At 76.2% G+C, this 20,733-nt stretch carries 18 protein-coding genes and 1 pseudogene; 13 read left to right on the top strand and 6 right to left on the bottom strand.

Features of this window, described 5'->3' with window-relative positions:
* The 11 genes from AB6N24_RS18040 to mutM all read left to right on the top strand — a co-directional run.
* Positions 1-816: DAK2 domain-containing protein (locus AB6N24_RS18040; protein ID WP_489672063.1), on the top strand; the 816-nt coding region annotated here is incomplete at its 5' end.
* Positions 817-916: 100 nt separating this feature from the next.
* Positions 917-3,193: an ATP-dependent DNA helicase RecG gene (locus AB6N24_RS18035; protein WP_412870767.1), complete on the top strand. Its 2,277-nt coding sequence runs from the start codon at positions 917-919 to the stop codon at positions 3,191-3,193.
* A 53-nt stretch (positions 3,194-3,246) separates the two neighbouring features.
* Positions 3,247-3,939 (top strand): ABC transporter ATP-binding protein, encoded by a 693-nt coding sequence (locus AB6N24_RS18030; RefSeq protein WP_412870766.1) that lies wholly within the window; start codon positions 3,247-3,249, stop codon positions 3,937-3,939.
* Positions 3,936-5,546, top strand: coding sequence for a DUF6297 family protein (locus AB6N24_RS18025; protein WP_412870765.1), 1,611 nt, complete (start codon positions 3,936-3,938; stop codon positions 5,544-5,546). Before AB6N24_RS18030 ends, AB6N24_RS18025 begins: the two co-directional genes overlap by 4 nt.
* A complete protein-coding gene (gene rsmD, locus AB6N24_RS18020; RefSeq protein WP_412870764.1) occupies positions 5,543-6,136 on the top strand; it encodes a 16S rRNA (guanine(966)-N(2))-methyltransferase RsmD in 594 nt (197 codons plus the stop codon). The genes AB6N24_RS18025 and rsmD overlap by 4 nt, the downstream gene beginning before the upstream one ends.
* Before the next feature lie 46 nt (positions 6,137-6,182).
* Complete coding sequence (coaD, locus tag AB6N24_RS18015; RefSeq protein WP_412870763.1) at positions 6,183-6,686, top strand: pantetheine-phosphate adenylyltransferase; 504 nt, start codon at positions 6,183-6,185, stop codon at positions 6,684-6,686.
* Entirely contained in the window at positions 6,683-7,198 is a 516-nt protein-coding gene (locus tag AB6N24_RS18010; protein ID WP_412870762.1) for a hypothetical protein, read from the top strand. Before coaD ends, AB6N24_RS18010 begins: the two co-directional genes overlap by 4 nt.
* 92 nt (positions 7,199-7,290) lie before the next feature.
* Positions 7,291-7,887: a YceD family protein gene (locus tag AB6N24_RS18005; protein ID WP_412870761.1), complete on the top strand. Its 597-nt coding sequence runs from the start codon at positions 7,291-7,293 to the stop codon at positions 7,885-7,887.
* 2 nt (positions 7,888-7,889) lie between these two features.
* Positions 7,890-8,087: a 50S ribosomal protein L32 gene (rpmF, locus tag AB6N24_RS18000; protein ID WP_258723776.1), complete on the top strand. Its 198-nt coding sequence runs from the start codon at positions 7,890-7,892 to the stop codon at positions 8,085-8,087.
* Between the two features lie 49 nt (positions 8,088-8,136).
* Entirely contained in the window at positions 8,137-9,012 is an 876-nt protein-coding gene (rnc, locus tag AB6N24_RS17995) for a ribonuclease III (RefSeq protein ID WP_412870760.1), read from the top strand.
* A gap of 6 nt (positions 9,013-9,018) precedes the next feature.
* Complete coding sequence (gene mutM / locus AB6N24_RS17990; RefSeq protein ID WP_412870759.1) at positions 9,019-9,942, top strand: bifunctional DNA-formamidopyrimidine glycosylase/DNA-(apurinic or apyrimidinic site) lyase; 924 nt, start codon at positions 9,019-9,021, stop codon at positions 9,940-9,942.
* Positions 9,943-10,028: 86 nt separating this feature from the next.
* Here the strand turns inward: mutM and AB6N24_RS17985 are convergent, their stop codons facing one another.
* Entirely contained in the window at positions 10,029-10,973 is a 945-nt protein-coding gene (locus AB6N24_RS17985) for a phosphoglycerate dehydrogenase (protein WP_412870758.1), read from the bottom strand.
* A gap of 118 nt (positions 10,974-11,091) precedes the next feature.
* Between AB6N24_RS17985 and AB6N24_RS17980 the strand changes: the two genes are divergently transcribed.
* Positions 11,092-11,718 carry a response regulator gene (locus AB6N24_RS17980; protein WP_412870768.1) on the top strand — a complete coding sequence of 209 codons (627 nt, stop codon included), beginning with the start codon at positions 11,092-11,094 and terminating at the stop codon, positions 11,716-11,718.
* Positions 11,719-11,832: 114 nt separating this feature from the next.
* Here the strand turns inward: AB6N24_RS17980 and AB6N24_RS17975 are convergent, their stop codons facing one another.
* The 5 genes from AB6N24_RS17975 to AB6N24_RS17955 all read right to left on the bottom strand — a co-directional run bounded on the left by AB6N24_RS17975 (position 11,833) and on the right by AB6N24_RS17955 (position 19,941).
* Positions 11,833-13,560 carry a sensor histidine kinase gene (locus tag AB6N24_RS17975; RefSeq protein WP_412870757.1) on the bottom strand — a complete coding sequence of 576 codons (1,728 nt, stop codon included), beginning with the start codon at positions 13,558-13,560 and terminating at the stop codon, positions 11,833-11,835.
* On the bottom strand, positions 13,557-15,548 hold the full coding sequence (locus AB6N24_RS17970; RefSeq protein WP_412870756.1) for an amino acid ABC transporter ATP-binding/permease protein: 1,992 nt from the start codon (positions 15,546-15,548) through the stop codon (positions 13,557-13,559). The genes AB6N24_RS17975 and AB6N24_RS17970 overlap by 4 nt, the downstream gene beginning before the upstream one ends.
* The gene (gene cydD, locus AB6N24_RS17965; RefSeq protein WP_412870755.1) at positions 15,545-17,257 is read right to left on the bottom strand and encodes a thiol reductant ABC exporter subunit CydD; all 1,713 of its coding nucleotides are present in this window, start codon (positions 17,255-17,257) and stop codon (positions 15,545-15,547) included. The genes AB6N24_RS17970 and cydD overlap by 4 nt, the downstream gene beginning before the upstream one ends.
* Positions 17,258-17,329: 72 nt before the next feature.
* The gene (cydB, locus tag AB6N24_RS17960) at positions 17,330-18,439 is read right to left on the bottom strand and encodes a cytochrome d ubiquinol oxidase subunit II (protein WP_412870754.1); all 1,110 of its coding nucleotides are present in this window, start codon (positions 18,437-18,439) and stop codon (positions 17,330-17,332) included.
* A 14-nt stretch (positions 18,440-18,453) separates the two neighbouring features.
* Positions 18,454-19,941, bottom strand: a complete 1,488-nt coding sequence (locus AB6N24_RS17955) for a cytochrome ubiquinol oxidase subunit I (RefSeq protein WP_412870753.1) — start codon at positions 19,939-19,941, stop codon at positions 18,454-18,456.
* 472 nt (positions 19,942-20,413) lie between these two features.
* On the opposite strand from AB6N24_RS17955, the pseudogene AB6N24_RS17950 reads away from it, so the two are divergent.
* A pseudogene (locus AB6N24_RS17950) lies at positions 20,414-20,733 on the top strand (hypothetical protein); the annotation flags it as partial.

Genomic DNA, 20,733 nt, shown 5'->3' with positions numbered 1-20,733 from the left:
GCCGAGCCCGGCGCCGACCCCGCGGCCGACCTCGCACCCGGGCTCAGCGCGCGGATGCAGGCGCTCGGCGACTCGGTCGCGGTCGTCGGCGGCGAGGGCCTGTGGCACGTCCACGTGCACACCGACGACCCCGGGGCCGCCGTGGCGGGGGCCGCTCTCGGCGCTCGGGAGCAGGTCGTCGTGCGGCTCCTCGTGGACCGAGCCGTCACCGGGCTCCCGACCGGCCTGGGCGTCGTCGCGTGCACGGGCTCGGTCGACCTCGCCGGCCCGCTCGCGTCGCTCGGCGCCGTGACGCTCGTGCGCTGCGACGGGGCGGCCGTGAGCGAGCGGCACCTCGTGCGGGCCGTCACGGACACGGGCAGCACGCACGTCGTCGTGCTCCCGGGTGACCGGGCGACGGCCGAGCTCGCGCGCCGGTGCGCCGAGACCCTCGCGGCTGCCGGGCTGAGGATCGACGTGCTGCCCGCGCTCGACGAGCTGCGCGTGACGGTCGCGGCGCTCGCGCTCGCGGGCTCGGACCCTGGTGCCGGGGCGGACGCGCGCGTGGCGGCGTGCCTGCGGAGCCTGCAGGGCCTGCGCACCGCGCAGGTGGGCGACCCCGCACCCGAGTCGGCGCTCGCAGCGGTCGACGCGCTGCTCGCGGACCACGGCGGTGCCCCCGGGGCGGAGACGCTCACGCTGCTGACCGGCTGTGACGTGACGCCTGCGGCGCGGGCCGAGCTCGAGGACCGCGTCGCCGAGCGCCACCCGGAGCTCACGGTGCTGGGAGCGGGCCCCGCGGACGGGGTGCCGTCGTACTGGATGGGGGTCGAGTGAACGAGCGGGCAGGCGCGCGCACCGGTGCGGGGAGCCGCACCGGGCTGCGGGGTCGGGGCGTCGTCGACAGCACCGGCGTCGTGCTGCGGGGAGGTCGGCGATGAGCGTGCCCGACGACGCCGTGGTGCGGCCCGTGCCCCGGCTCGAGGAGCCGCTGGCCCGGGTGCTGGGCGAGCGCAGCGCCGCGCCGCTCGCGAAGCTCGGGCTCCGCACGAGCGGCGACCTGCTGCGGCACTACCCGCGCCGGTACTCCGAGCCCGGGGCGTTCACGGACCTCGCGCACCTGGTCGTCGGCGAGCACGTGACCGTCATGGCGGAGGTCCGCCAGGCCACGGTCCGCGAGATGCGCTCGCGCGGCGGGGCGATGCTCCAGGCGGTCGTGACCGACGGCAGTCACCAGCTCCACCTCACGTTCTTCGCGAAGCGGCGCGGCGCGCTCCGGCTGCACGAGACGCGCCTCGTCGCCGGGCGGACCGGGCTGTTCACCGGCGTCGTCTCGGACTACCGCGGCCAGCGCCAGCTCACGCACCCGGACTACCAGCTCATCGGCGTCGACGCCGATGACGAGGCGAGCGCGTTCCTCGAGGCGTCGCGCCCGATCCCGATCTACCCCGCCTCCGCCGCAGCGCCCACGTGGCGGATCCAGCGCTGCGTGCGGACCGTGCTCGACCCCCTCACCGAGGACGACCTGCCCGACCCGCTGCCCGACGACGTGCGCGCCCGGCACGGGCTCGTGGGCCTGCGCCAGGCGCTCCTCGACGTGCACGAGCCCTACACCGACGAGCACTGGCAGCGGGGGCGCGACCGGCTCCGCTACGAGGAGGCGTTCGTGCTGCAGGCCGAGCTCGCGCGGCGCCGCTCCCGCGTGGTCGGCGCGGTCGCCACCGCCCGGCCGCGGGTCGCCGGCGGCCTGCTCGACCTGTTCGACGCGCAGCTGCCGTTCACGCTCACCGCGGGCCAGCGCGCGGTCGGTGAGGAGCTCGAGGGCGAGCTCGCGGCGGCGCACCCGATGCAGCGGCTCCTGCAGGGCGAGGTCGGCTCGGGCAAGACGGTCGTCGCGCTGCGGGCGATGCTCCAGGTGGTCGACGCGGGCGGGCAGGCGGCGCTGCTGGCGCCGACCGAGGTGCTCGCCGCGCAGCACGCGCGGACGCTCCGGGCGCTGCTGGGCCCGCTCGGCGAGGGCGGCTTCCTCGGCGGCGCCGAGCAGAGCACCCGGGTCGCGCTGCTCACGGGGTCCCAGGGGGCGACGGCGCGCCGCGAGAACCTGCTCGACGCCGCGAGCGGGCGGGCCGGCATCGTCGTCGGCACCCACGCGCTGCTCTCGGAGACCGTGCAGTTCGCGGACCTCGGGCTCGTGGTGGTCGACGAGCAGCACCGGTTCGGCGTCGAGCAGCGCGACACGCTCCGGGCCAAGGCCGCGCAGACCCCGCACCTGCTCGTGATGACCGCGACCCCGATCCCGCGCACCGTCGCGATGACGGTGTTCGGCGACCTCGAGACGTCGGTGCTCACCGAGGTCCCGGCCGGGCGCAGCGGCATCACGACGCACGTGGTCCCCGCGGAGAACGCCGCGTGGGTCGAGCGGACGTGGCGGCGCGTGCGCGAGGAGGTCGAGCGCGGCGGACGGGCGTACGTGGTGTGCCCGCGGATCGACCCCGACGAGGGCAAGGGCGGCGCGCGGCGCGACGAGGGGGACGGCGCCGACCTGCTGGCCGCCGACGAGCTCGACCTCGACGGGCCGGCCGAGGCCCCCGCCCGGCGGCCGCTGCAGGCCGTGCTCCAGGTCGCGGAGGAGCTGCGCGTGCTCCCGGCGCTCGCGGGCGTCGGCGTCGCCGAGCTGCACGGACGCATGCCGTCCGACGAGAAGGAGCGGGCGCTCGCGGACTTCGCGTCCGGCCGCGTGCCCGTGCTCGTCTCGACCACGGTCATCGAGGTCGGGGTCGACGTCCCCGAGGCGACGGTCATGGTCGTGCTCGACGCCGACCGGTTCGGCCTGTCCCAGCTCCACCAGCTGCGTGGGCGCGTCGGGCGTGGCAGCGCGCCCGGGCTGTGCCTGCTCGTCGCCGACGCACCCGAGGGCACCCCGGCGGCGACCCGGCTCGCGACGCTCGCGTCCACGGGCGACGGCTTCGCGCTCGCGGCGGTCGACCTCGAGCTCCGGCGCGAGGGCGACGTGCTCGGCGCCGCGCAGTCCGGGGCGGCGAGCTCCCTGCGGCTGCTGCGGGTCGCGCGCGACGGCGAGGTCATCGAGCGAGCGCGGACCGATGCGCGCGGGGTCGTCGACGCCGACCCGGAGCTCGAGGGGCACCCGGCGCTGCGGGCCGCGATCGACCGGCAGCTCGCGGGCGAGCGCGAGGAGTTCCTCGACCGGGCGTGAGCCGGCGGAGGGCAGGTCCGGGGCCTCCGGGACGCACTGCGTAGTCTGTCGGCGTGTCGACCGCGCCCGTGATCCGTGCCCAGGACCTGCTCGTCGGCTACGGCGGCGAGCCGGTGTGCGCGCCCGTGACGTTCACGCTCGAGCCCGGCTCCGTGCTCGGGCTGGTCGGCCCCAACGGGTCCGGCAAGTCGACGATCCTGCGCGCGGTGCTCGGGCTGCTCGACCCGGCGGGCGGCACCCTGGAGGTGTTCGGGTCCGAGGTCGACGAGCGCGACGTCGCGTACCGCACCCGGGTGTCGAGCGTGCTCGACGACGACGCGTACTTCCCGGCGCTGACCGTCGCGGAGCACCTCTACCTCACGGCGCGCGGCCACGGCGTGCGGGGCGCGCAGGAGGTCGTCGACGGGATCCTCGAGGAGTTCGGGCTCGCGGCCCACGCGGCGTCGCTGCCCGCGGCGCTGTCGTCCGGCCAGCGCCGTCGCCTCCTGCTCGCCGCGGGCTTCGTCCGCCCTCGCACCCTGCTGGTGCTCGACGAGCCGGAGCAGCGGCTCGACCGCCGGATGCAGGACGCGCTCGCGCAGCGCCTGCGCGACGAGCGGGCCGCCGGCGGCGCGGTGCTGCTCGCGACGCACGACCCGGGGCTGCTGCGCGCCGTGGCGGACGCCGCCGTGCTCGTGGGCGACGACGGGTCGCCGGTGCTGAGCGCCGACGACGCCGCGGACGTCATCGCGCAGGCGCCCCGGTGAGCGGCGCGACCGACGTCGGCCGCTTCGAGGTCGGCGAGCTGCCTCAGGGGCGCTCGATCCGCCGGTTCACGTCCGCGACGACGAACCAACGTGCCGGCGCCGGGATCGGGGAGCTGCTGGGCGACGTCTACTACGCGGCGATCATGGTCGCGATCGGCATCGGCATCGCCCTGGGGGTGACGGGGACGCTCCGGGAGGCGCTGCCCGACGCGGCGGGGAGCGCGTCGGGCCCCACGGTGTGGTCGCTGCCCGGGCTCAGCCTGTCCGCGCTCGTCGTCGCGGTCGTCGTCGGGCTCGCCGGCGTCGTCCTCTCGCTGTCCGGGCGGCTCGGGCCGGTGAGCGCGGGTGGTCCGGAGGCGGCGTGGTGGCTCCCGCTGCCCGTCGAGCGGCGCGGCCTGCTGCGGCCTGCCGTGGCCCGCGTCCCGGCCGGGGCCGCGCTCGTGTGCGGCGTCGTGGTGGGCGTGCTCGACGCGGGCGTGCTCGCGGCTCCGGCAGGACGGGTCCTGTCGACCGTGCTCGCCGCGGTCCTCGGCGCGGCCGTCGTGGTGCTCGGGGCGTCGCTCGCGCAGACCCTCGACGTCTCGCGCCGGGCCACCTCGGTCGCCGGCGACCTCGTGCTCGGCGGTGCGGTGCTCCTCGCGGTGGCGAGCGGCGTCGCGGGGTGGCGTCCCGACGGGCTGCCCGTGGTCTCGCCGCTCGTGCTCGTCGGGCTCGCGGTCGCGACCGCCGCGCTCGGCGTGGCGGTGGACCGCGGGCTCGAGCGGATCCCGTCGCGCTCGCTGCGCGCGGGCGGCGCGGTCGCGAGCCAGGCCGTCGGCGCGGTCGTCTCGCTGGACACGCGCGAGCTCGGCCGGGTGCTGACCGACGCGTCGCTGCCCCGGCGCCGGCGCGCGTCCCGGCTGCGGCTCGTCCGCGGTCCGTCCTCGGCGCTCGTCGTGGCGGACGCGCTCGTCGTGCTGCGCTCGCCGCGCCGGCTCGTGCTGCTCCTCGCGACCGCCCTGGTCCCCGCGCTCGTCGGCACGGCCCCCGAGCTCGCGGGCCCCGTCGGGTTCGCGATCGCGCTCGTCGCCGGCGGCTTCGTCGCGGCGACCACGGCCGCGGAGGGCGCGCGGCGTGCGGAGATGGCGCCCGTGCTCGACCGGCTGCTGCCGCTCGGCGCCCGCGACGTGCGGCTCCTGCGCATGGTCGTGCCCGCGGTCGCGATGACCGCGTGGTCGCTCGTCGCGTTCGGCGTCGTCGGGCTGTGGCACCAGGACGTGCCGGGCTGGCTCGCGCTCGGCGTCGCCGCGGTGCCGGTGTGGGCGGGTGCGGCGGTCCGGGCGGCGTACCGGCCCGCCCCCGACTGGTCGGCCCCGCTGATCGCGACCCCGATGGGCGCGATCCCGACGGGTGTCACCTCGGTGCTGGCGCGCGGCCCCGACGTGCTCGTGCTGGGGCTGATCCCGGTGCTGGTCAGCGTTTTCCTCGGGCGCGTGCACCCGGAGCTGGTCGTGGTCCAGACGGTCCTGAGCCTGGTGGTCGTGGCGGTCGCGACGAGCACCCGGACGCTCGCCGAGCGGATGGGGCTGTCCGGCGACCCCACGGCGCCGGCCGGAGGTGCGCGGTGACGCGCGTGGTCGCGGGGACCGTGGGTGGCCGCAGCCTCGAGGTCCCGCCGAAGGGCACCCGCCCGACGAGCGAGCGCGTGCGCGAGGCGCTGTTCTCCCGGCTGGGGCACCTGGGGGTGCTCGACGGCGCGCGCGTCCTGGACCTGTACGCGGGCTCGGGCGCGCTCGGGATCGAGGCGGTGAGCAGGGGAGCGGCGCACGCGACGCTCGTCGAGCACGCCCGCGTCGCGGCCGACGTGTGCCGGCGCAACGCCCGGTCGCTGGGACTGACGGACCGGGTCGCGGTCGTCGCCGAGCGGGCCGAGCGCTTCGCCGGACGTCCCGCCGTCGCGCCCTGGGACCTGGTGCTCGTCGACCCGCCCTACGACGTGTCCGACGAGGACCTCGCCCAGGTGCTCCTCGGCGTGGCCGGCTCGCTCGACCCGGACGCCGTGGTGGTCGTCGAGCGGGCGGCCCGGGGCGCCGAGCCGACCTGGCCGCCGGGCGTCGAGCGGTTCGACGTGCGCGCGTACGGCGACACGCGCGTGTGGTTCGCGGAGCCGGCCCGCGAGGAGGAGGGTGACGGCGCGGACCACGGCGCACCCGGGTGAGCAGGGGTTCCGCACGTCCGGCAGGGGCCTCGCGTAGGTTGGCCGCGTGACCACAGCCGTCTGTCCCGGGTCGTTCGACCCGATCACCCTCGGCCACCTCGACGTCGTGCGCCGCGCGCGCTCGATGTTCGACGAGGTCGTCGTCGGTGTCGCGAGCAACTCCTCGAAGTCGGCGCTGCTGGGGGTCGAGGAGCGCGTGCGGCTGGCCCGGGAGGCGGTCGCCGACCTCGCCGGCGTGCGGGTCGAGCCGGTCGTCGGGCTGCTCGCCGACTTCGTGCGGGCGCAGGGAGCGGTCGCGGTGGTCAAGGGCCTGCGCGGCGGGGCGGACTTCGACGCCGAGCTGCCGATGGCGCTGATGAACCGGCACCTGTCGGGCGTCGAGACCGTGTTCGTCGTCGGCGACCCGGCGCTCGCGCACATCGCGTCGTCCCTCGTGAAGGACGTCGCCCGGTTCGGCGGTGCGGTCGAGGACCTCGTGCCCCCGGCCGTGGCGCAGGCGGTACGGGAGGCGCTGGGCGTGCGCCCGGCGCCGGGGAGGAGCACCGGATGAGCACGTACGACGACCGTGACGCGGAGGCGCAGGACCGGACGCAGCCCGAGGGGCTCACGGGCATCCTCGACGCGCTCGCGTCGGCGATCTCGACCGCGCGCGCGATGCCCATGTCGTCCTCGGTCCTCGTGAACCGGGCCGAGCTGCTCGACCTCGTCGAGCAGGCGCGTGACGTGCTGCCCTCGCAGCTCACCCGCGCCGACGAGGTGCTCGCCGACGCGGACCAGGCACGCGTCGAGGCGCAGGCGGACGCCGACGCGCTGCTGGCGCGGGCCCGGGAGCGCGCGGCACAGCTCGTGGACGCCGAGGAGGTCGTCGCGCAGGCCCGTCAGCGGGCCGCCGAGATCGTGCGCGAGGCCGAGCAGACCGCCGAGATGCTCAGCCGCGACGCCGACGACTACTGCGACCGGCGCCTGGCCGACTTCGAGATCGACCTCGGCCGGGTGCTGAGCCAGGTGCAGGCCGGTCGCGCGAAGCTCGCGGGACGGCTCTCGGGCTCCGAGGACGACTGAGCCGACCGACGCGCCGACGGTTTGGGCGAGCGCCGCCCGTACCGTACTGTTGTCCGTTGGTCCTGCCGGTCATGGCGCGACCGAGACACCTCATGACGGGAACCTGGACCGTGCAGCGCGCGACACACCTCGATCCCCGCTCGCCGTTCGTGCTCGACACCCACGAGCTCGGCCGACGTCCGGGATCGATGCGGACCGTGCAGCGGACCGTCCCGGCACCCGAGGACCTCGGTACCGACGTGATCGGCATCCCCGCCGGGAGCGACCTCGAGCTGGATCTGCGGCTCGAGGCGGTCATGGAGGGGGTCCTGGTCTCCGGATCCGTCCGCGGCCGGGCGGTCGGGGAGTGCGTGCGCTGCCTGGAGGAGGTCGTCGAGGACGTCGACGTCAGCCTGCAGGAGCTCTACGTCTACCCCGAGCGTGCCGCCGTCGCGGTCGAGGACGGCGACGACGACGAGGACGTGCGTGAGCTCGAGGGCGACCTGGTCGACCTCGAGCCCGCGCTGCGCGACACGGTGGTCCCTGTGCTGCCGTTCCAACCGCTGTGCGGGCCCGACTGCCCAGGACTGTGCTCCGAATGCGGAGCGCGCCTGGCGGACGACCCGGACCACACGCATGAGATCCTTGACCCTCGGTGGGCCGCGCTCGGTGGCCTGACGAGCACGCAAGACGACACGAAAGAGAGCTAGCCGTGGCTGTTCCGAAGCGCAAGATGTCGCGCAGCAACACCCGTGCGCGTCGGTCGCAGTGGAAGACCACTGCCACCGCGCTCGCCACCTGCCCGCAGTGCAAGGCGCAGACGCGCCCGCACACGGCGTGCCCGTCCTGCGGTGCGTACAACAACCGCCGCTACGTCGAGGCCATCCGTAGCGAGCACGAGGTCGGCTGACGCCGACGTCGCCGGCCGTGATCCGCGTGCACCCGTCACCGACGCCCGCATGAGCCTCGCAGCCGCCCAGCTCGTCGAGAAGCTCGGGGTCCTCCTGGACCCCGAGCTTCTCGTGCTGTCCCTGACCCACCGCTCGTTCGCGCACGAGGCCGGCGGCATCCCGACGAACGAGCGCCTCGAGTTCCTCGGCGACACCGTGCTCGGGCTCGTCGTCACCGAGGAGCTGTACCGCGGGCACCCGTCGCAGTCCGAGGGCGAGCTCGCCAAGATGCGCGCCGCGACCGTCTCGCAGCGTGCGCTCGCGGGGGTCGCCCGTGAGCTCGACCTGGGCGCGTACGTGCTGCTCGGCAAGGGCGAGCTCGCGACCGGGGGCCACGACAAGGACTCGATCCTCTCCGACACGCTCGAGGCGCTGTTCGGCGCCGTCTACCTCTCGCACGGGCTCGAGACCGCGCGCGGTGTGGTGCTGCGCCTCGTCGGTCCCACGCTCGAGGCCGCCGCCGACCTGGGCGCGGGCCTCGACTGGAAGACCAGCCTGCAGGAGCTCTCCGCGGCGCTCGGCCTCGGTGCGCCCTCCTACGACGTCCAGGGTGACGGACCCGACCACGCGCGCACGTTCACCGCGCACGCCGTCGTCGGGGGCGAGGTCCGCGGCAGCGGGACCGGTCCGGCGAAGAAGCTCGCCGAGCAGCACGCCGCAGCGGCCGCGTACCGCGCGCTCGAGGAGCTGTCGCAGGCCACCGCGCCGACCCCCGCGGAGGCGGACCTGGACGACGTCGCGCTCGCCGGCGGGGCGGCGGCCGGTGCCGCCGCTGCGGACGGGACGGGCGTCGACGGCGGCACGCTTGCGGGACCCGCCGACGACGACGGCTCGGCCGTCGCCGGCACGCCCGCGACGGCACCCGCGCCCGCGCCCGCCTCCTGAGGGCCCGTGCCCGAGCTGCCCGAGGTCGAGACCGTCCGCGACGGCCTGGCCCGTCACGTGCTCGGCCGGACGGTCGCGACGGTCGAGGTGCACCGCGACTACAGCGTCCGGCGCCACGTCGGCGGACCGCTCGACCTCGCCGGCCGGCTCGCCGGTCGCCGCTTCGAGGCGGCGGTGCGCCGCGGCAAGTTCCTCTGGGTCGTGCTCGACGCGCCCGGCACCGACCACCCCGACGCGGCGCTGCTCGCGCACCTCGGAATGAGCGGGCAGCTCCTCGTGCGCTCCGCCGCCGAGCTCGAGCAGGGCGCCCCGCACCCGCACCTGCGCGTCCGCGTGCGCCTGTCCGACGGGGGCGCGCTCGACTTCGTGGACCAGCGGACCTTCGGCCACCTGTCGGTCACGGACCTCGTGCCCACCCCCGACGGGGCCCCCGGTGGCCTCGGGTCCGACCTGCCGCTGCTCCCCGAGCCGGCGGTGCACATCGCGCGCGACCTGCTCGACCCCGCGCTCGACCGCGACGGCCTCGTGCGCCGGCTCCGCGCCAGGCGCACCGGCATCAAGCGCGCGCTGCTCGACCAGACGCTGGTGTCGGGGATCGGGAACATCTACGCCGACGAGGGGCTGTGGCGCGCGCGGCTGCACTACGCGCGCCCGACCGAGACGCTCCGGCGCGCCGAGGTCGAGCGGGCGCTCGACGGCGCCGCCGAGGTCATGCGCGCCGCGCTCGCGCAGGGCGGCACGAGCTTCGACGCGCTCTACGTCAACGTCAACGGGCAGTCCGGGTACTTCGACCGGTCCCTCGCGGTGTACGGGCAGGTCGGCAAGCCGTGCCCGCGCTGCGGGACGCTCGTGCGCCGTGACGAGTTCATGAACCGCTCGTCGTTCACCTGCCCGGTCTGCCAGCCGCGGCCCCGCAACGCGCGGTTCTGAGCCGTCGCGGCGGCTGCCGCCCCACCGGACCGACCCGGCCCTGGTGCGTCGTCCCGCGGTCCGGGCCCGCCGGTCGCCGGCCCGGCTCAGCGCGTGACGGTGTTGCGCAGCGGCCGCCCGGCGACGAACAGTGCGAGGTTCTCCGTCAGCAGCCCGCCCGGGTCCACCGGCCGGCCACCCGCGGCGTGCGGGCTGACGATCACGCGGGGCTCGGACCACAGGGGCGAGTCGGCGGGCAGGGGCTCGGTCTCGAACACGTCGAGCGCCGCGCCGCCGAGCCGGTCGCCGCGCAGCGCGTCGAGCAGCGCCGCCTCGTCGAGCGTCGAGCCGCGCCCGACGTTGACGACCCACGCGTGCCGGGGGAGCCGGGCGAGCACGTCCGCGTCGATCGCGTGCCGCGTCGCCTCGGTCGCCGGGAGGATCGCGACCAGCACGTCGGTGGTCGGCAGCGCCCGGGCCACCTCGGACGCCGCGAGCACCGGGTAGCCGGCGCGCTCGCCGGCGGTCGTCGCGACCCCGGTCACGTGCGCGCCGAGCGCGGTCAGGAGCGGGGAGAGCCGCGTCGCGATGGACCCGAAGCCCCAGACGAGCACATGCGCGCCCGAGAGCGTGCGCAGCGCGTCCGCGGGCCGTCCCGGGTGGTTGCCGGTCAGCTCGCGGGCCCACCGGTGCTCGTCCTGCGCGCGCACGAGGTCGGGCAGCGCGCGGATCCCCGCGAGGAGCAGGGCCAGCGTGTGCTCCGCGACGGGGTCGTCGTGCAGGCCCCGGCCCGAGGTGACGACCACGTCCTCCCCGAAGCCCGCCCCGAGCACGGCGTCGGGCCCGGCGGCGAACGTCTGGACCCAGCGCAGCCGGTGCAGGCGGCGTGCGGCGTCCTCGAGCACGCGGGCGGGGCTCGCCCACACGACGAGCACCTCGGCGTCGACGTGCTCCTCGGGCACGGGCTCGCGCGGGTCGTACCACGCGGCCTCGACGCCGTGGGGGAGCGTGGGGTCCAGGTCGAGCCCGGTCGGGAGCAGCACGGTGGTCATGGCGTCCTTCGGTGCGTCGTGGGTGCGGGTCGTGGGCCGCCCGGCGGCTCCTCCTCGGTACGATGCCACGGTGCCCCCCACGACACCGCCCGCCGCGAACGACCGCCCGATCAGCGTCATGATCGTCGACGACCACGAGGTCGTGCGGCGGGGCATCGCGGAGGTCGTCGAGCGGGCCGAGGGCATGACCGTGATCGCCGAGGCGGGCTCGGTCGCCGACGGCGTGCGGCGCGCCGGGCTCGTGCGTCCGCAGATCCTGCTCGTCGACCTCCAGCTGCCCGACGGCACGGGGATCGACCTCATGACCCAGGTCCGCGCGACGCAGCCCGAGGTCAGGGCCGTCGTGCTCACCTCGTTCGACGACGACGACGCACTCGCCGCCGCGCTCGACGCGGGCGCGTCCGCGTACCTGCTCAAGAGCGTCCGGGGCGCCGAGATCACCGAGGTCATCAGGGCCGTCGCGGCGGGCCGCACGCTGCTCGACGAGCGGACCGTGACGCGCCGCCGCGCCGGCCACGACGACCCGACGGAGAACCTCACCCCGAGCGAGCTCAAGGTGCTCGACCTCATCGGCGAGGGGATGTCGAACCGGGAGATCGCCGAGCGCCTCGGCGTCGCGGAGAAGACGGTCAAGAACCACATCACGTCGCTGCTCGCGAAGATGGGCCTCCAGCGGCGCACCCAGGTCGCCGCGTGGGTGGCCGCGCGCAAGCACAGCGGGTGGCGCGCCGAGACGGGTCACTGACCCGGGCGGGTGGAGCGGCGACGGCGGCCGTGCTGCGCGGAGCGCACGACAGCAGCGCTGCTCGGCCGAGCGTCGCCCACGACGGCAGCGCTTCCTCACCCACGAGAGCAGGGCTCAGTCGAGCGGCGCCGCCCACGACAGCAGCGCCCCGCGCCCGTCGGGCGTCGCGCCGAGGCTGAACGTGCCGCCGTGCTGGCGGGCACGCGCGGCGAGGTTGCCGGTGCCGGACCGCCGGTCGCTGCGGCCCGAGAGGCCCGCGCCGTCGTCCTCGACCTCGACGAGCACCCGGCCCGTGGGCCCCGACCCCTGCACCGAGACGCGCACCGACACGGACGAGGCCTGCGCGTGGCGGGCGGCGTTCGCGAGACCCTCGCGCACCACGGCGACGACGTCGTCGGTGAGGTCGGGGCCGATACGGGCGTCGAGCTGGTCGGCCTCGATGTAGTCGCCGTCGGGCACCACCGTGCCGTCGAGCGAGACGACGAACGACGGCGCGAACCCGAGCCCGGTGCGGGCGAGCGACGCCTCGCGGCGCAGGCGCTCGACCAGCCCGGTCGCCGCGTCGGGGTCGCGCAGCGCGTAGACGATCTGGCGGATCTGCCGGACGGAGCCGTCGACGTTGTCGAGCGCGTCCTCGACGATGCCCATGAGCTCGCTCGGGTCGACGCCCCGCGCGGCCCGGCGGCGGACCGTCTCGAGCTGCATGCCGGTCGCGAAGAGCTGCTGGATGGCGAGGTCGTGCAGGTCGCGCGCGATGCGCTCGCGCTCGTCGAGCAGCGCCGCGACGTCCTGCGCGTGGCGCGCCTCGGCGAGCACGAACGCGAGGGCGGCCTGCGCGGCGAACGACTCCGCGGTGACGAGGTCGCTCGGCTCGAACGGCGCGCTGCCGATGCGGCGGAGCACGATGAGGACGCCGACCCCGCGCCCGGACGTCTGGAGCGGCGCGAACAGCGCCGGCCCGAACGCGCGCATGGGCGCGACCCGCACCACGCGGGACTTCGAGAGCGACTCGACGAGCAGGCCACGGCCCTCGTCCATCACGGCCCACGAGCGCCCGTCGCGCGGCATGACCGCCCCGATGAGGCTGTCGGCCGCGTGCCCGTCGGCGAGCTCGATGACGAGCTCGCCGCCGACCCCGGGGAGCGCGAGCGCGGCGGTGTCGGCGCCCGCCACCTCGCGGGCCGTCGCCGCGATGTGCTCGAGCGCCTCCTCCTCGTCGACGCCCGAGAGCAGCATCGTCGTGATGTCCTGACCGGCGCGCAGCCAGTGCTCGCGGCGCGCCGCGTCGGCGTAGAGCTGCGCGTTGGCGACCGCGATGCCCGCGGCGGCGGCGAGCGCGACGACGACGTCGGCGTCGGCCCGCGTGAAGCCGCCGTCCTTCTCGGACAGGTAGAGGTAGCCGTAGACCTGCTCGCGCACGCGCACCGCGGCGCCCAGGAACGAGCCCATCGGCGGGTGGTTGGCGGGGAAGCCGCGGAACGCGGGGTGCTGCGTGAGGTCGTCGAGCAGCAGGACGCCGTGCGCGGGGATGCGGCCGAGCACGCCGATCGAGTGCGGCGGGTTGCTCATCATCTCGGCGATCGACGTCGGCATCCCGGTCTGCACGAACGTGGTCGACGCCCCGCGCGCGTCGAGCACGTTGATCGCGCCGTACCGCGCCCTGGTGAGCTCGGCGCTGACCTTGACGAAGCGCTCCATGACGCCGCGCAGGTCGAGCCCGCTCGCGACCGACAGCACCGCGTTCAGCAGGTCGGTGAGGCCGTCGCCGGTGACGACGTCGCTGTCCCGCGCCGCGTCCGCCGGTGGGGCCGGCCGAGGCGCTCGCGTCACCGCGTCGGTCATCGGTCCTCCTGCTGCTCGTGCCGCTCCCGTGCCTGCGCCTCACGGTAGCCCGGGTCCCGGGCGAGGAGCTCCGCGTGCGTGCCGCGTGCCGCGACGCGACCGTCACGGAGCACGAGGACCTCGTCGGCGGCGTCGAGCGCGGAGAGGCGGTGCGTCACGACGACGACACCGCGGGCGGACGGGGCCGCGAGGGCTCCCGGGCCGGCGGGGATCGGGTCGGTGCCGGTGGTGAGCAGGTCACGGACGAGCCGGTCGGCGGTCGCGGTGTCGAGGTGCTCCGCGGGCTCGTCGATCAGCAGGAGCGGCGCGCGGGAGAGCAGCGCCCGCGCGAGCAGGAGCCGGCGGCGCTCACCGCCCGAGACGTTGCGGCCGTCGGCGCCGAGCGGCGTGGCGAGGCCGTCGGGCAGGCCCGCGAGCCACGCGGTGAGCCCGGCCCGGTCGAGCGCGGCCCGCGCGTCGTCCTCGGTCACGTCGCCGCGCGCGACGCGCAGGTTCTCCAGGACCGTCGTCTCGAACACGTGCGCGTCCTCGGTCGTGAGCACGACGCGGGACGTCACCTCGGAGCGCGGCAGGGCGTCGAGCGGCACCCCGCCGAGCGCGCGGCTCCCGCCACGTGCCGGCAGCAGTCCCGCGAGCGTGAGCAGCAGCGTCGTCTTGCCGGTGCCGCTCGGCCCGACGACCGCGACCGACCGGCCCGGGCGCACGTCGAGGTCGAGACCACGCACGACGGGCTCGCGGTCCGGCCAGCCGCACACGAGGTCGCGCGCGGTGAGCGTGGCGGACCGGGCGTGCGCCCCGTGCTCGGCGGCACCCTCACCGGGCGGCACGGTGGGGGCGCGGTCGGGGGCGTCGAGCACACGGGCGGCACCCGCGGAGGTGTCGTGCGACGCCGGTGCGGCCCGTCCGGAGGTGTCCGGCGCGGCCGAGGGCCCGGCGGCGCCGGCACCCAGCGACTGCCCGCGTCCGGGCCCGCCCGGCGTCGCGTCCGCCGTGGACGTCCCGTCCGCCGCCTCGTCGAGCAGCGCCAGCACGCGGGCCGCCGCCGCGCGCGAGCGCTGCACCTGGATCGCGGCCGCGGGCAGGACGGCCGTCGCCTCGAACGCCGCGAGCGGCGTGAGGACCAGCACCGCGAGGTCGACCGGGGCGACCGTGCCGGCGGTGAGCGCCGGGACGCCGAGCACGAGCGCCGCGAGGACCGCGAGGCCGACCGCGAGCTGCCCGAGCGCCGCCGAGAGGGCCGTGGGCCGGGCTCCGGCGTCGACCGCCCGGGCGAGGGCCGCGTCGGCGGAGCGGAGCGCGTCGAGCTCGCGCGGCAGCAGCCCGGCGACGGTCACCGGTCCCGGGGCGTCGAGGACGCCGAGCGACACGCTCGCGAGGGCCGCGCGTGCGTCGAGCGCCTGCGCCTCGCTGGTCCGGGCGGCGCGGGCGGCCAGCGCGGGCGACACGACGCCCGCGAGCACGAGGCACGCCGCGAGCGCGAGCCCCGCCGCGGGCAGGAACAGCGCCATCGCGACGACGGTCCCGAGCCCGAGCACAGCGGCCACGGCGGCGGGCAGCAGCCCGCGCACGACCGCGTCGCCCACGGTGTCGACGTCCGCCCCCACCCGGGCGAGCAGGTCGCCGCGGCGCAGTGCGAGCGCGGTGCCGACCCGACCCGTCGCGACCCGCTCGTACAGGGTCGTGCGCAGCGTCGCCACGCCGCGCAGCGCGACGTCGTGCGAGGTCAGCCGCTCGACGTAGCGGAACGTGCCGCGGCCGATGCCGAACGCGCGCACGGCGACGGTCGCGACGGACAGCTCGAGCACGGGCGGCATCTGCGACGCGCGGGCGATGAGCCACGCCGCGACCGCGGCGAGCGCGACGGCGGAGCCCAGGCTCAGCACGCCGAGGCCGACGGCGAGCCCGACGCGGGCGCGGTCGACGTCGAGCAGCACGAGCGCCCGGCGCAGGGGGTCGTCGGCGGTCCAGGGACGCACGGGTGCGCTCATGCGTCGACCTCCGCGCGGTCGGCTCCGGCGCCGGGCGCGGGCGCCGCCAGCAGCGCAGCGGGCCGGACCTCGACGACCTCGTCGGCCACCGCGAGCAGCGACGCCCGGTGCGCGACGAGCACGACGGTGCGCCCCGCGTCGCGCAGGGCCGCGACGGTGTCCAGCACGACCTGCTCGCCCGCGGCGTCGAGGTGCGCCGTCGGCTCGTCGAGCACGACGAGCGGGGCGGTGCCGAGCAGCGCACGCGTGAGGGCGACGCGCTGGCGCTGCCCGACGCTCAGCCCGTCGCCGCCGCGGCCGCAGGGGGTGTCCCAGCCGAGCGGTGCGGCCGCCACGACCGCGTCGAGCCCCGTCAGCGCCGCTGCGGCGTCGCGCTCGGCGGGCCCCACGTCGACGCCCCCGGTCACGACCTCACCGAGCGTCCCCGGCTCGAGCAGCGGACGCTGGGGGAGCCAGGCGACCTGCGCCCAGAACGTCGCCGGGTCGAGCTCGGCGAGCGGCAGCGTCGCCCCGCCCGGGCCGACGACCTCGACCGTGCCGAGGTCCGCGGCCACGAGGCCGAGCAGCACGTCGACCGCGGTCGTCTTCCCGCCGCCGCTCGCACCCGTGAGCGCGACCACCGTGCCGGGCCGCACGTCGAGATCGAGGCCCGCGGGTGCCAGCACGTCGCGACCGGGCGCCCGCACCCCGACGCCGCGCAGCCGCACCGACGCGGTCCGCAGGTCCGGCGCCGGGTGCCCGCCGCGCGGGGGCAGGGGGGTCTCGAGCACCGCGAACACCTGCTCCGCGGCCGCGACGCCGTCGGTCGACGCGTGGAACTGCGCGCCGACCTGGCGCAGCGGCAGGTACACCTCGGGCGCGAGCACGAGCACCGCGAGCCCCGTGACGAGGTCGAGCTCGCCGTACACGAGCCGCAGCCCGATGCCGACGGCCACGAGCGCGACGGACAGCGTGGTCAGCAGCTCGAGCACCATGCCGGACAGGAACGCCACGCGCAGGGTGGCCATCGTCGCGCGGCGGTGCGCGTCGCCGAGCTCGCGCACGCGCGCCACGGGTCCGAGCTCGCGCCCGAACGCCCGCAGCGTCGCGAGGCCCGCCAGCAGGTCGAGCACCTGCGAGCCGAGCCGCTGCATCACGCGCAGCCCGCGCTCCGAGCGACCCTGGGTGAGCCGCCCGACGAGCACCATGAAGAGTGGCACGAGCGGGATCGTGCCGCCCACGATCGCCGCGGAGACCCAGTCGAGCCCGAGGATCACGACGAGCGTCGCCGGGGTCACCGTGGCCGCCAGCACGAGCTGCGGCAGGTACCGCACGAAGTACGGCTCGAGCGCGTCGAGCCCGCGGGTCGCGAGCGTCACGACGCGGGACCCGTCGCCCTCGGCCGTCCAGCGCGGACCGAGCAGCGCGGACCGCTCGACGACCTGCGCGCGCAGGTCACCGATCACGCGCGTCGCCGCCCGGTGCGCGAACCGCTCCTGAGCGCCGGCGAGCACCGCGCGCACCGCGACCACGCCGGCGAGCCAGGCGACCTGCGGGGCGATCTCGGGGAGCGTCGCGCCGTCGTGCACCGCGGCGGCGAGCGCGTGCGCGAGCAGGAGCGCCTGCGCCACGACCAGCCCGGCGACGAGGACGCCGAGCACGACCGTCAGGGCGATGTAGCGGCGCGCGGCGCGGGCGTGCCGCAGCAGCCGGGGGTCGAGCGGCTTCACGAGAGGCCGCGTCTCACGACGAGGTGTCTCACGACGGGGTGACTCGCGAGGGCTGTCCCACGACGGGGTGACTCACGACGGGGTCGGACGACCCACGTCGTCCCCCGGGCCGTCGCCGGAGCCCGACGCGCCCGCCGCAGCGACGCCCGCATCGGCGGACCCGCGGCGCGCGAAGGTCAGGCCCACGCTCGCCGGGATCTGCTCCGCCGAGACCCGCTTCCGGAACACCCAGTACGTCCAGCCCTGGTAGAGCAGCACGAGCGGCGTGAGCGCCGCCGCGACCCAGGTCATGACCGTCAGCGTGTAGTCGGTCGACGACGCGTTGGTCACCGTCAGCGAGTTCGACGGGTCGGAGGCGGGCATCACGTCGGGGAACAGCGACCCGAAGATCAGCACGACCGCGGCGACGATCGTGACGGCCGAGGCGACGAACGCCCACCCCTCGCGCCGCTCGCGGGTCGCCCGGACCAGCACGAGCAGCGCGGCCGCGGCGAGCCCGACGGCGCCCCACGTCCACGCGACGGAGTACGCGAGCTGCGCCCACACGGCCCAGGCGGCGGTGACGGCGAGCGTCACCGGGGCGAGCCGAGCGGCCAGCACACCGGCGCGCTCCCGCACGTCGCCGGCCGACTTCAGCGCGAGGAACACCGCGCCGTGCGTGAGGAACAGCAGCGCCGTGACCGCACCGCCCAGCAGCGCGAACGGGTTGAGCAGCGCGACGAACCCGCCGACGTACTGGTGGTCGGCGTCGAGCTCGACGCCGCGGACGATGTTCGCGAACGCGACGCCCCACAGCACCGCGGGGACCCACGAGCCGACGGTCAGCGCGAGGTCCGCCCGCGCGCGCCACCGGTCGTCGTCGATCTTGCCGCGCCACTCGAAGGCCACGACCCGGACGATCAGCGCGAGCAGGATCAGCAGGAGCGGCAGGTAGAAGCCGGAGAACATCGTGGCGTACCACTCGGGGAACGCCGCGAACGTCGCGCCTCCCGCGGTGAGCAGCCAGACCTCGTTGCCGTCCCAGACCGGGCCGATCGTGTTGATCATGACGCGGCGGTCCGTGTTGCTCCGGCGCCCGAGCACGGGCAGCAGCATGCCGACCCCGAAGTCGAAGCCCTCGAGGACGAGGTAGCCGGTCCACAGGACGGCGATGAGCAGGAACCAGACGGTCGTGAGCTCCATGTCGTCTCCCTGCCTCAGTACGCGAAGGACTGCGGGCGGTCGGCCGCGGAGTCCGGGTCGTCGGGGTCGTCGGTGCGCGCCTCGGGGCTCGGGTCGTGCTCGGACGCCGCGACACCCTCGACCGCGAAGCGGTGCATGAGCCGGAACCAGATCACCGCGAGCACGCCGTAGAGCAGCGTGAACGCCGCCATGGACGTGATCACCATCGCCGGGCTCACGACCGTCGAGACGCCGCGCGCGGTCAGCAGCCACACGCCGTCGACGCCGCTCGGGTTCGGGTTCGGCACCACGACCCACGGCTGGCGGCCCATCTCGGTGAAGATCCAGCCGAACGCCGACGCGAGGAACGGCGTCGGGATCGCCGCGAGCGCGATCCGGGCGAGCCACGGGTTGTCGCTGACCCGGCCGCGGCGGGTGAACCACAGCACCGCGACCGCGAGCAGCGCCGAGCCCGCGGCCATGCCGATCATGAGCCGGAAGCTCCAGTACGTGACCGCGAGGTTCGGTGTGTAGTCGACGCCGGCGCCGTACTTCTCCTCGTACTGCGCCTGCAGGTCGTGCACGCCGTCGAGCGGCGCGTCGAACTCGCCCGTCGCGAGGAACGCGGTCATGCCCGGGATCTCGATGAGGTGGCTCACGCCGTCGCAGTCGTTCGCGAGGTCGCCGATCGCGAGGATCGAGAACGCCGCGCCGTCGGTGCTCTCGCACAGCGCCTCGGCCGCGGCCATCTTCATGGGCTGCTGGACGAACATGAGCTTGGCCTGCCAGTCGCCCGTGACTGCGAGGCCGACGCCGGCGACGAGCATCGTGATCGTGCCGAGCACGACGGCCGGGCGGTAGACCGTGCGCGCGAGGTCCACGTCGCCGCGGCGCACCGTCCGGACCATCCACCACGCCGCGATCCCCGCGACGAAGGTGCCGGCGGTCAGCAGCGCGGCGGTGATCGTGTGCGGGAACGCGGCGAGCACGGTCGGGTTCGTGAGCACCGCGACGATGTCGACCATCTCGGCGCGGCCCGTCTCGGTGTTCAGCACGGCGCCCACCGGGTGCTGCATCCAGGAGTTCGCCGCGAGGATGAAGAACGCGGACAGGTTCGTCGCGAGCGCGACGGCCCAGATGCACGCGAGGTGGAGCTTCTTGGGCAGCTTGTCCCAGCCGAAGATCCACAGGCCGAGGAAGGTCGACTCGACGAAGAACGCGGCGAGCGCCTCCATCGCGAGCGGCGCGCCGAACACGTCGCCGACGAAGCGCGAGTACTCGCTCCAGTTCATGCCGAACTGGAACTCCTGCACGATGCCCGTCGCGACGCCGATCGCGAAGTTGATCAGGAACAGCTTCCCGAAGAACTTCGTCAGGCGCAGCCACCGCTCGTCGCCGGTGCGCACCCAGAACGTCTGCATGAGCGCCACGAGCGGGGAGAGCCCGATCGTGAGCGGGACGAAGATGAAGTGGTAGACGGTCGTGACACCGAACTGCCAGCGGGCCAGGTCGAGGGCTTCCACGCGGGGTCTCCGTCGGGTCGAGCGGCGGCGGGTCCACGCACCCGTGGTGGGGCGCGTGCACCGGTCCGGCGGTGACGCCCAGGACCGCCTCCGACGCTAGGTCGGCGGCGCCCGGGACCCTGGGACCAAGGTCCCGCTTGCTGACGCGACGTCGTCACACCGGACCGTGTCGCTGAGGGCCCCGGACGGTGCCTGTGCGATACTGAACGCGGTTCCGGGGCGCCCACACCGCCCCGACACCGTGACCGTGCTCGCCGCACCAGCGCATCGCGCTCGCCAGGCGCCGCCGGCTTTCCGCCGGGCCCCGCAACGGGACCCGCTCGACGAGCAGGCAGGGCGATGGCGCCGACCGCCTGTGCAGCCAGCCGCGACCGACGACTTCCGTCGCAGCGCACCGCGCGAGCGACGACTGACCGCCCGTGGGCGCCGAGGTGTGTGGACGGCACCCGTCGGGCACACAGGAGCACCCCGCGTGACCTTCGACACCGCAGGAACCCCCAGCAACGAAGCCCCGAACGACGCCACGGGCCGCGAGGACGCGGCCGGCACGGAGGGGACGGCGCCGGCCAAGAAGCCCGCACGGCGCCGCGCGACCCGCAAGGTCGCCGCACCGCCGGACGCGTCCGCTCCGCAGGACGCCTCGCAGGCGCCGGGCGCGCGGGACGTCGCCGCGAGCACCGCCACGAAGGCCGAGGGTGTCGCGGCCCCGAGCCCGGCCCCGGTCGTGACCGAGCCGGCCGCGGCGCCGGTCGCCCAGGCGGCCGCTCGCCGCGCGACCCGCAAGGTCGCCGC

Source organism: Cellulomonas jepli, assembly GCF_047229345.1.
GTDB lineage: Bacteria > Actinomycetota > Actinomycetes > Actinomycetales > Cellulomonadaceae > Cellulomonas_A.
The sequence above is the reverse complement of the archived record's forward strand: the minus strand, read 5'-3'. Positions and strand labels throughout refer to the sequence as shown.

Bases quoted from the DNA above. Each gene is read 5' to 3' on its own strand.
- AB6N24_RS18010 (WP_412870762.1), top strand. From the start codon at position 6,683: ATGAGCACGTACGACGACCGTGACGCGGAGGCGCAGGACCGGACGCAG.
- AB6N24_RS17985 (WP_412870758.1), bottom strand. From the start codon at position 10,973: ATGACCACCGTGCTGCTCCCGACCGGGCTCGACCTGGACCCCACGCTC.
- AB6N24_RS17970 (WP_412870756.1), bottom strand. From the start codon at position 15,548: ATGAGCGCACCCGTGCGTCCCTGGACCGCCGACGACCCCCTGCGCCGG.
- rnc (WP_412870760.1), top strand. From the start codon at position 8,137: ATGAGCCTCGCAGCCGCCCAGCTCGTCGAGAAGCTCGGGGTCCTCCTG.
- AB6N24_RS17980 (WP_412870768.1), top strand. From the start codon at position 11,092: ATGATCGTCGACGACCACGAGGTCGTGCGGCGGGGCATCGCGGAGGTC.
- AB6N24_RS18005 (WP_412870761.1), top strand. From the start codon at position 7,291: ATGACGGGAACCTGGACCGTGCAGCGCGCGACACACCTCGATCCCCGC.
- AB6N24_RS17975 (WP_412870757.1), bottom strand. From the start codon at position 13,560: ATGACCGACGCGGTGACGCGAGCGCCTCGGCCGGCCCCACCGGCGGAC.
- AB6N24_RS18035 (WP_412870767.1), top strand. From the start codon at position 917: ATGAGCGTGCCCGACGACGCCGTGGTGCGGCCCGTGCCCCGGCTCGAG.
- cydB (WP_412870754.1), bottom strand. From the start codon at position 18,439: ATGGAGCTCACGACCGTCTGGTTCCTGCTCATCGCCGTCCTGTGGACC.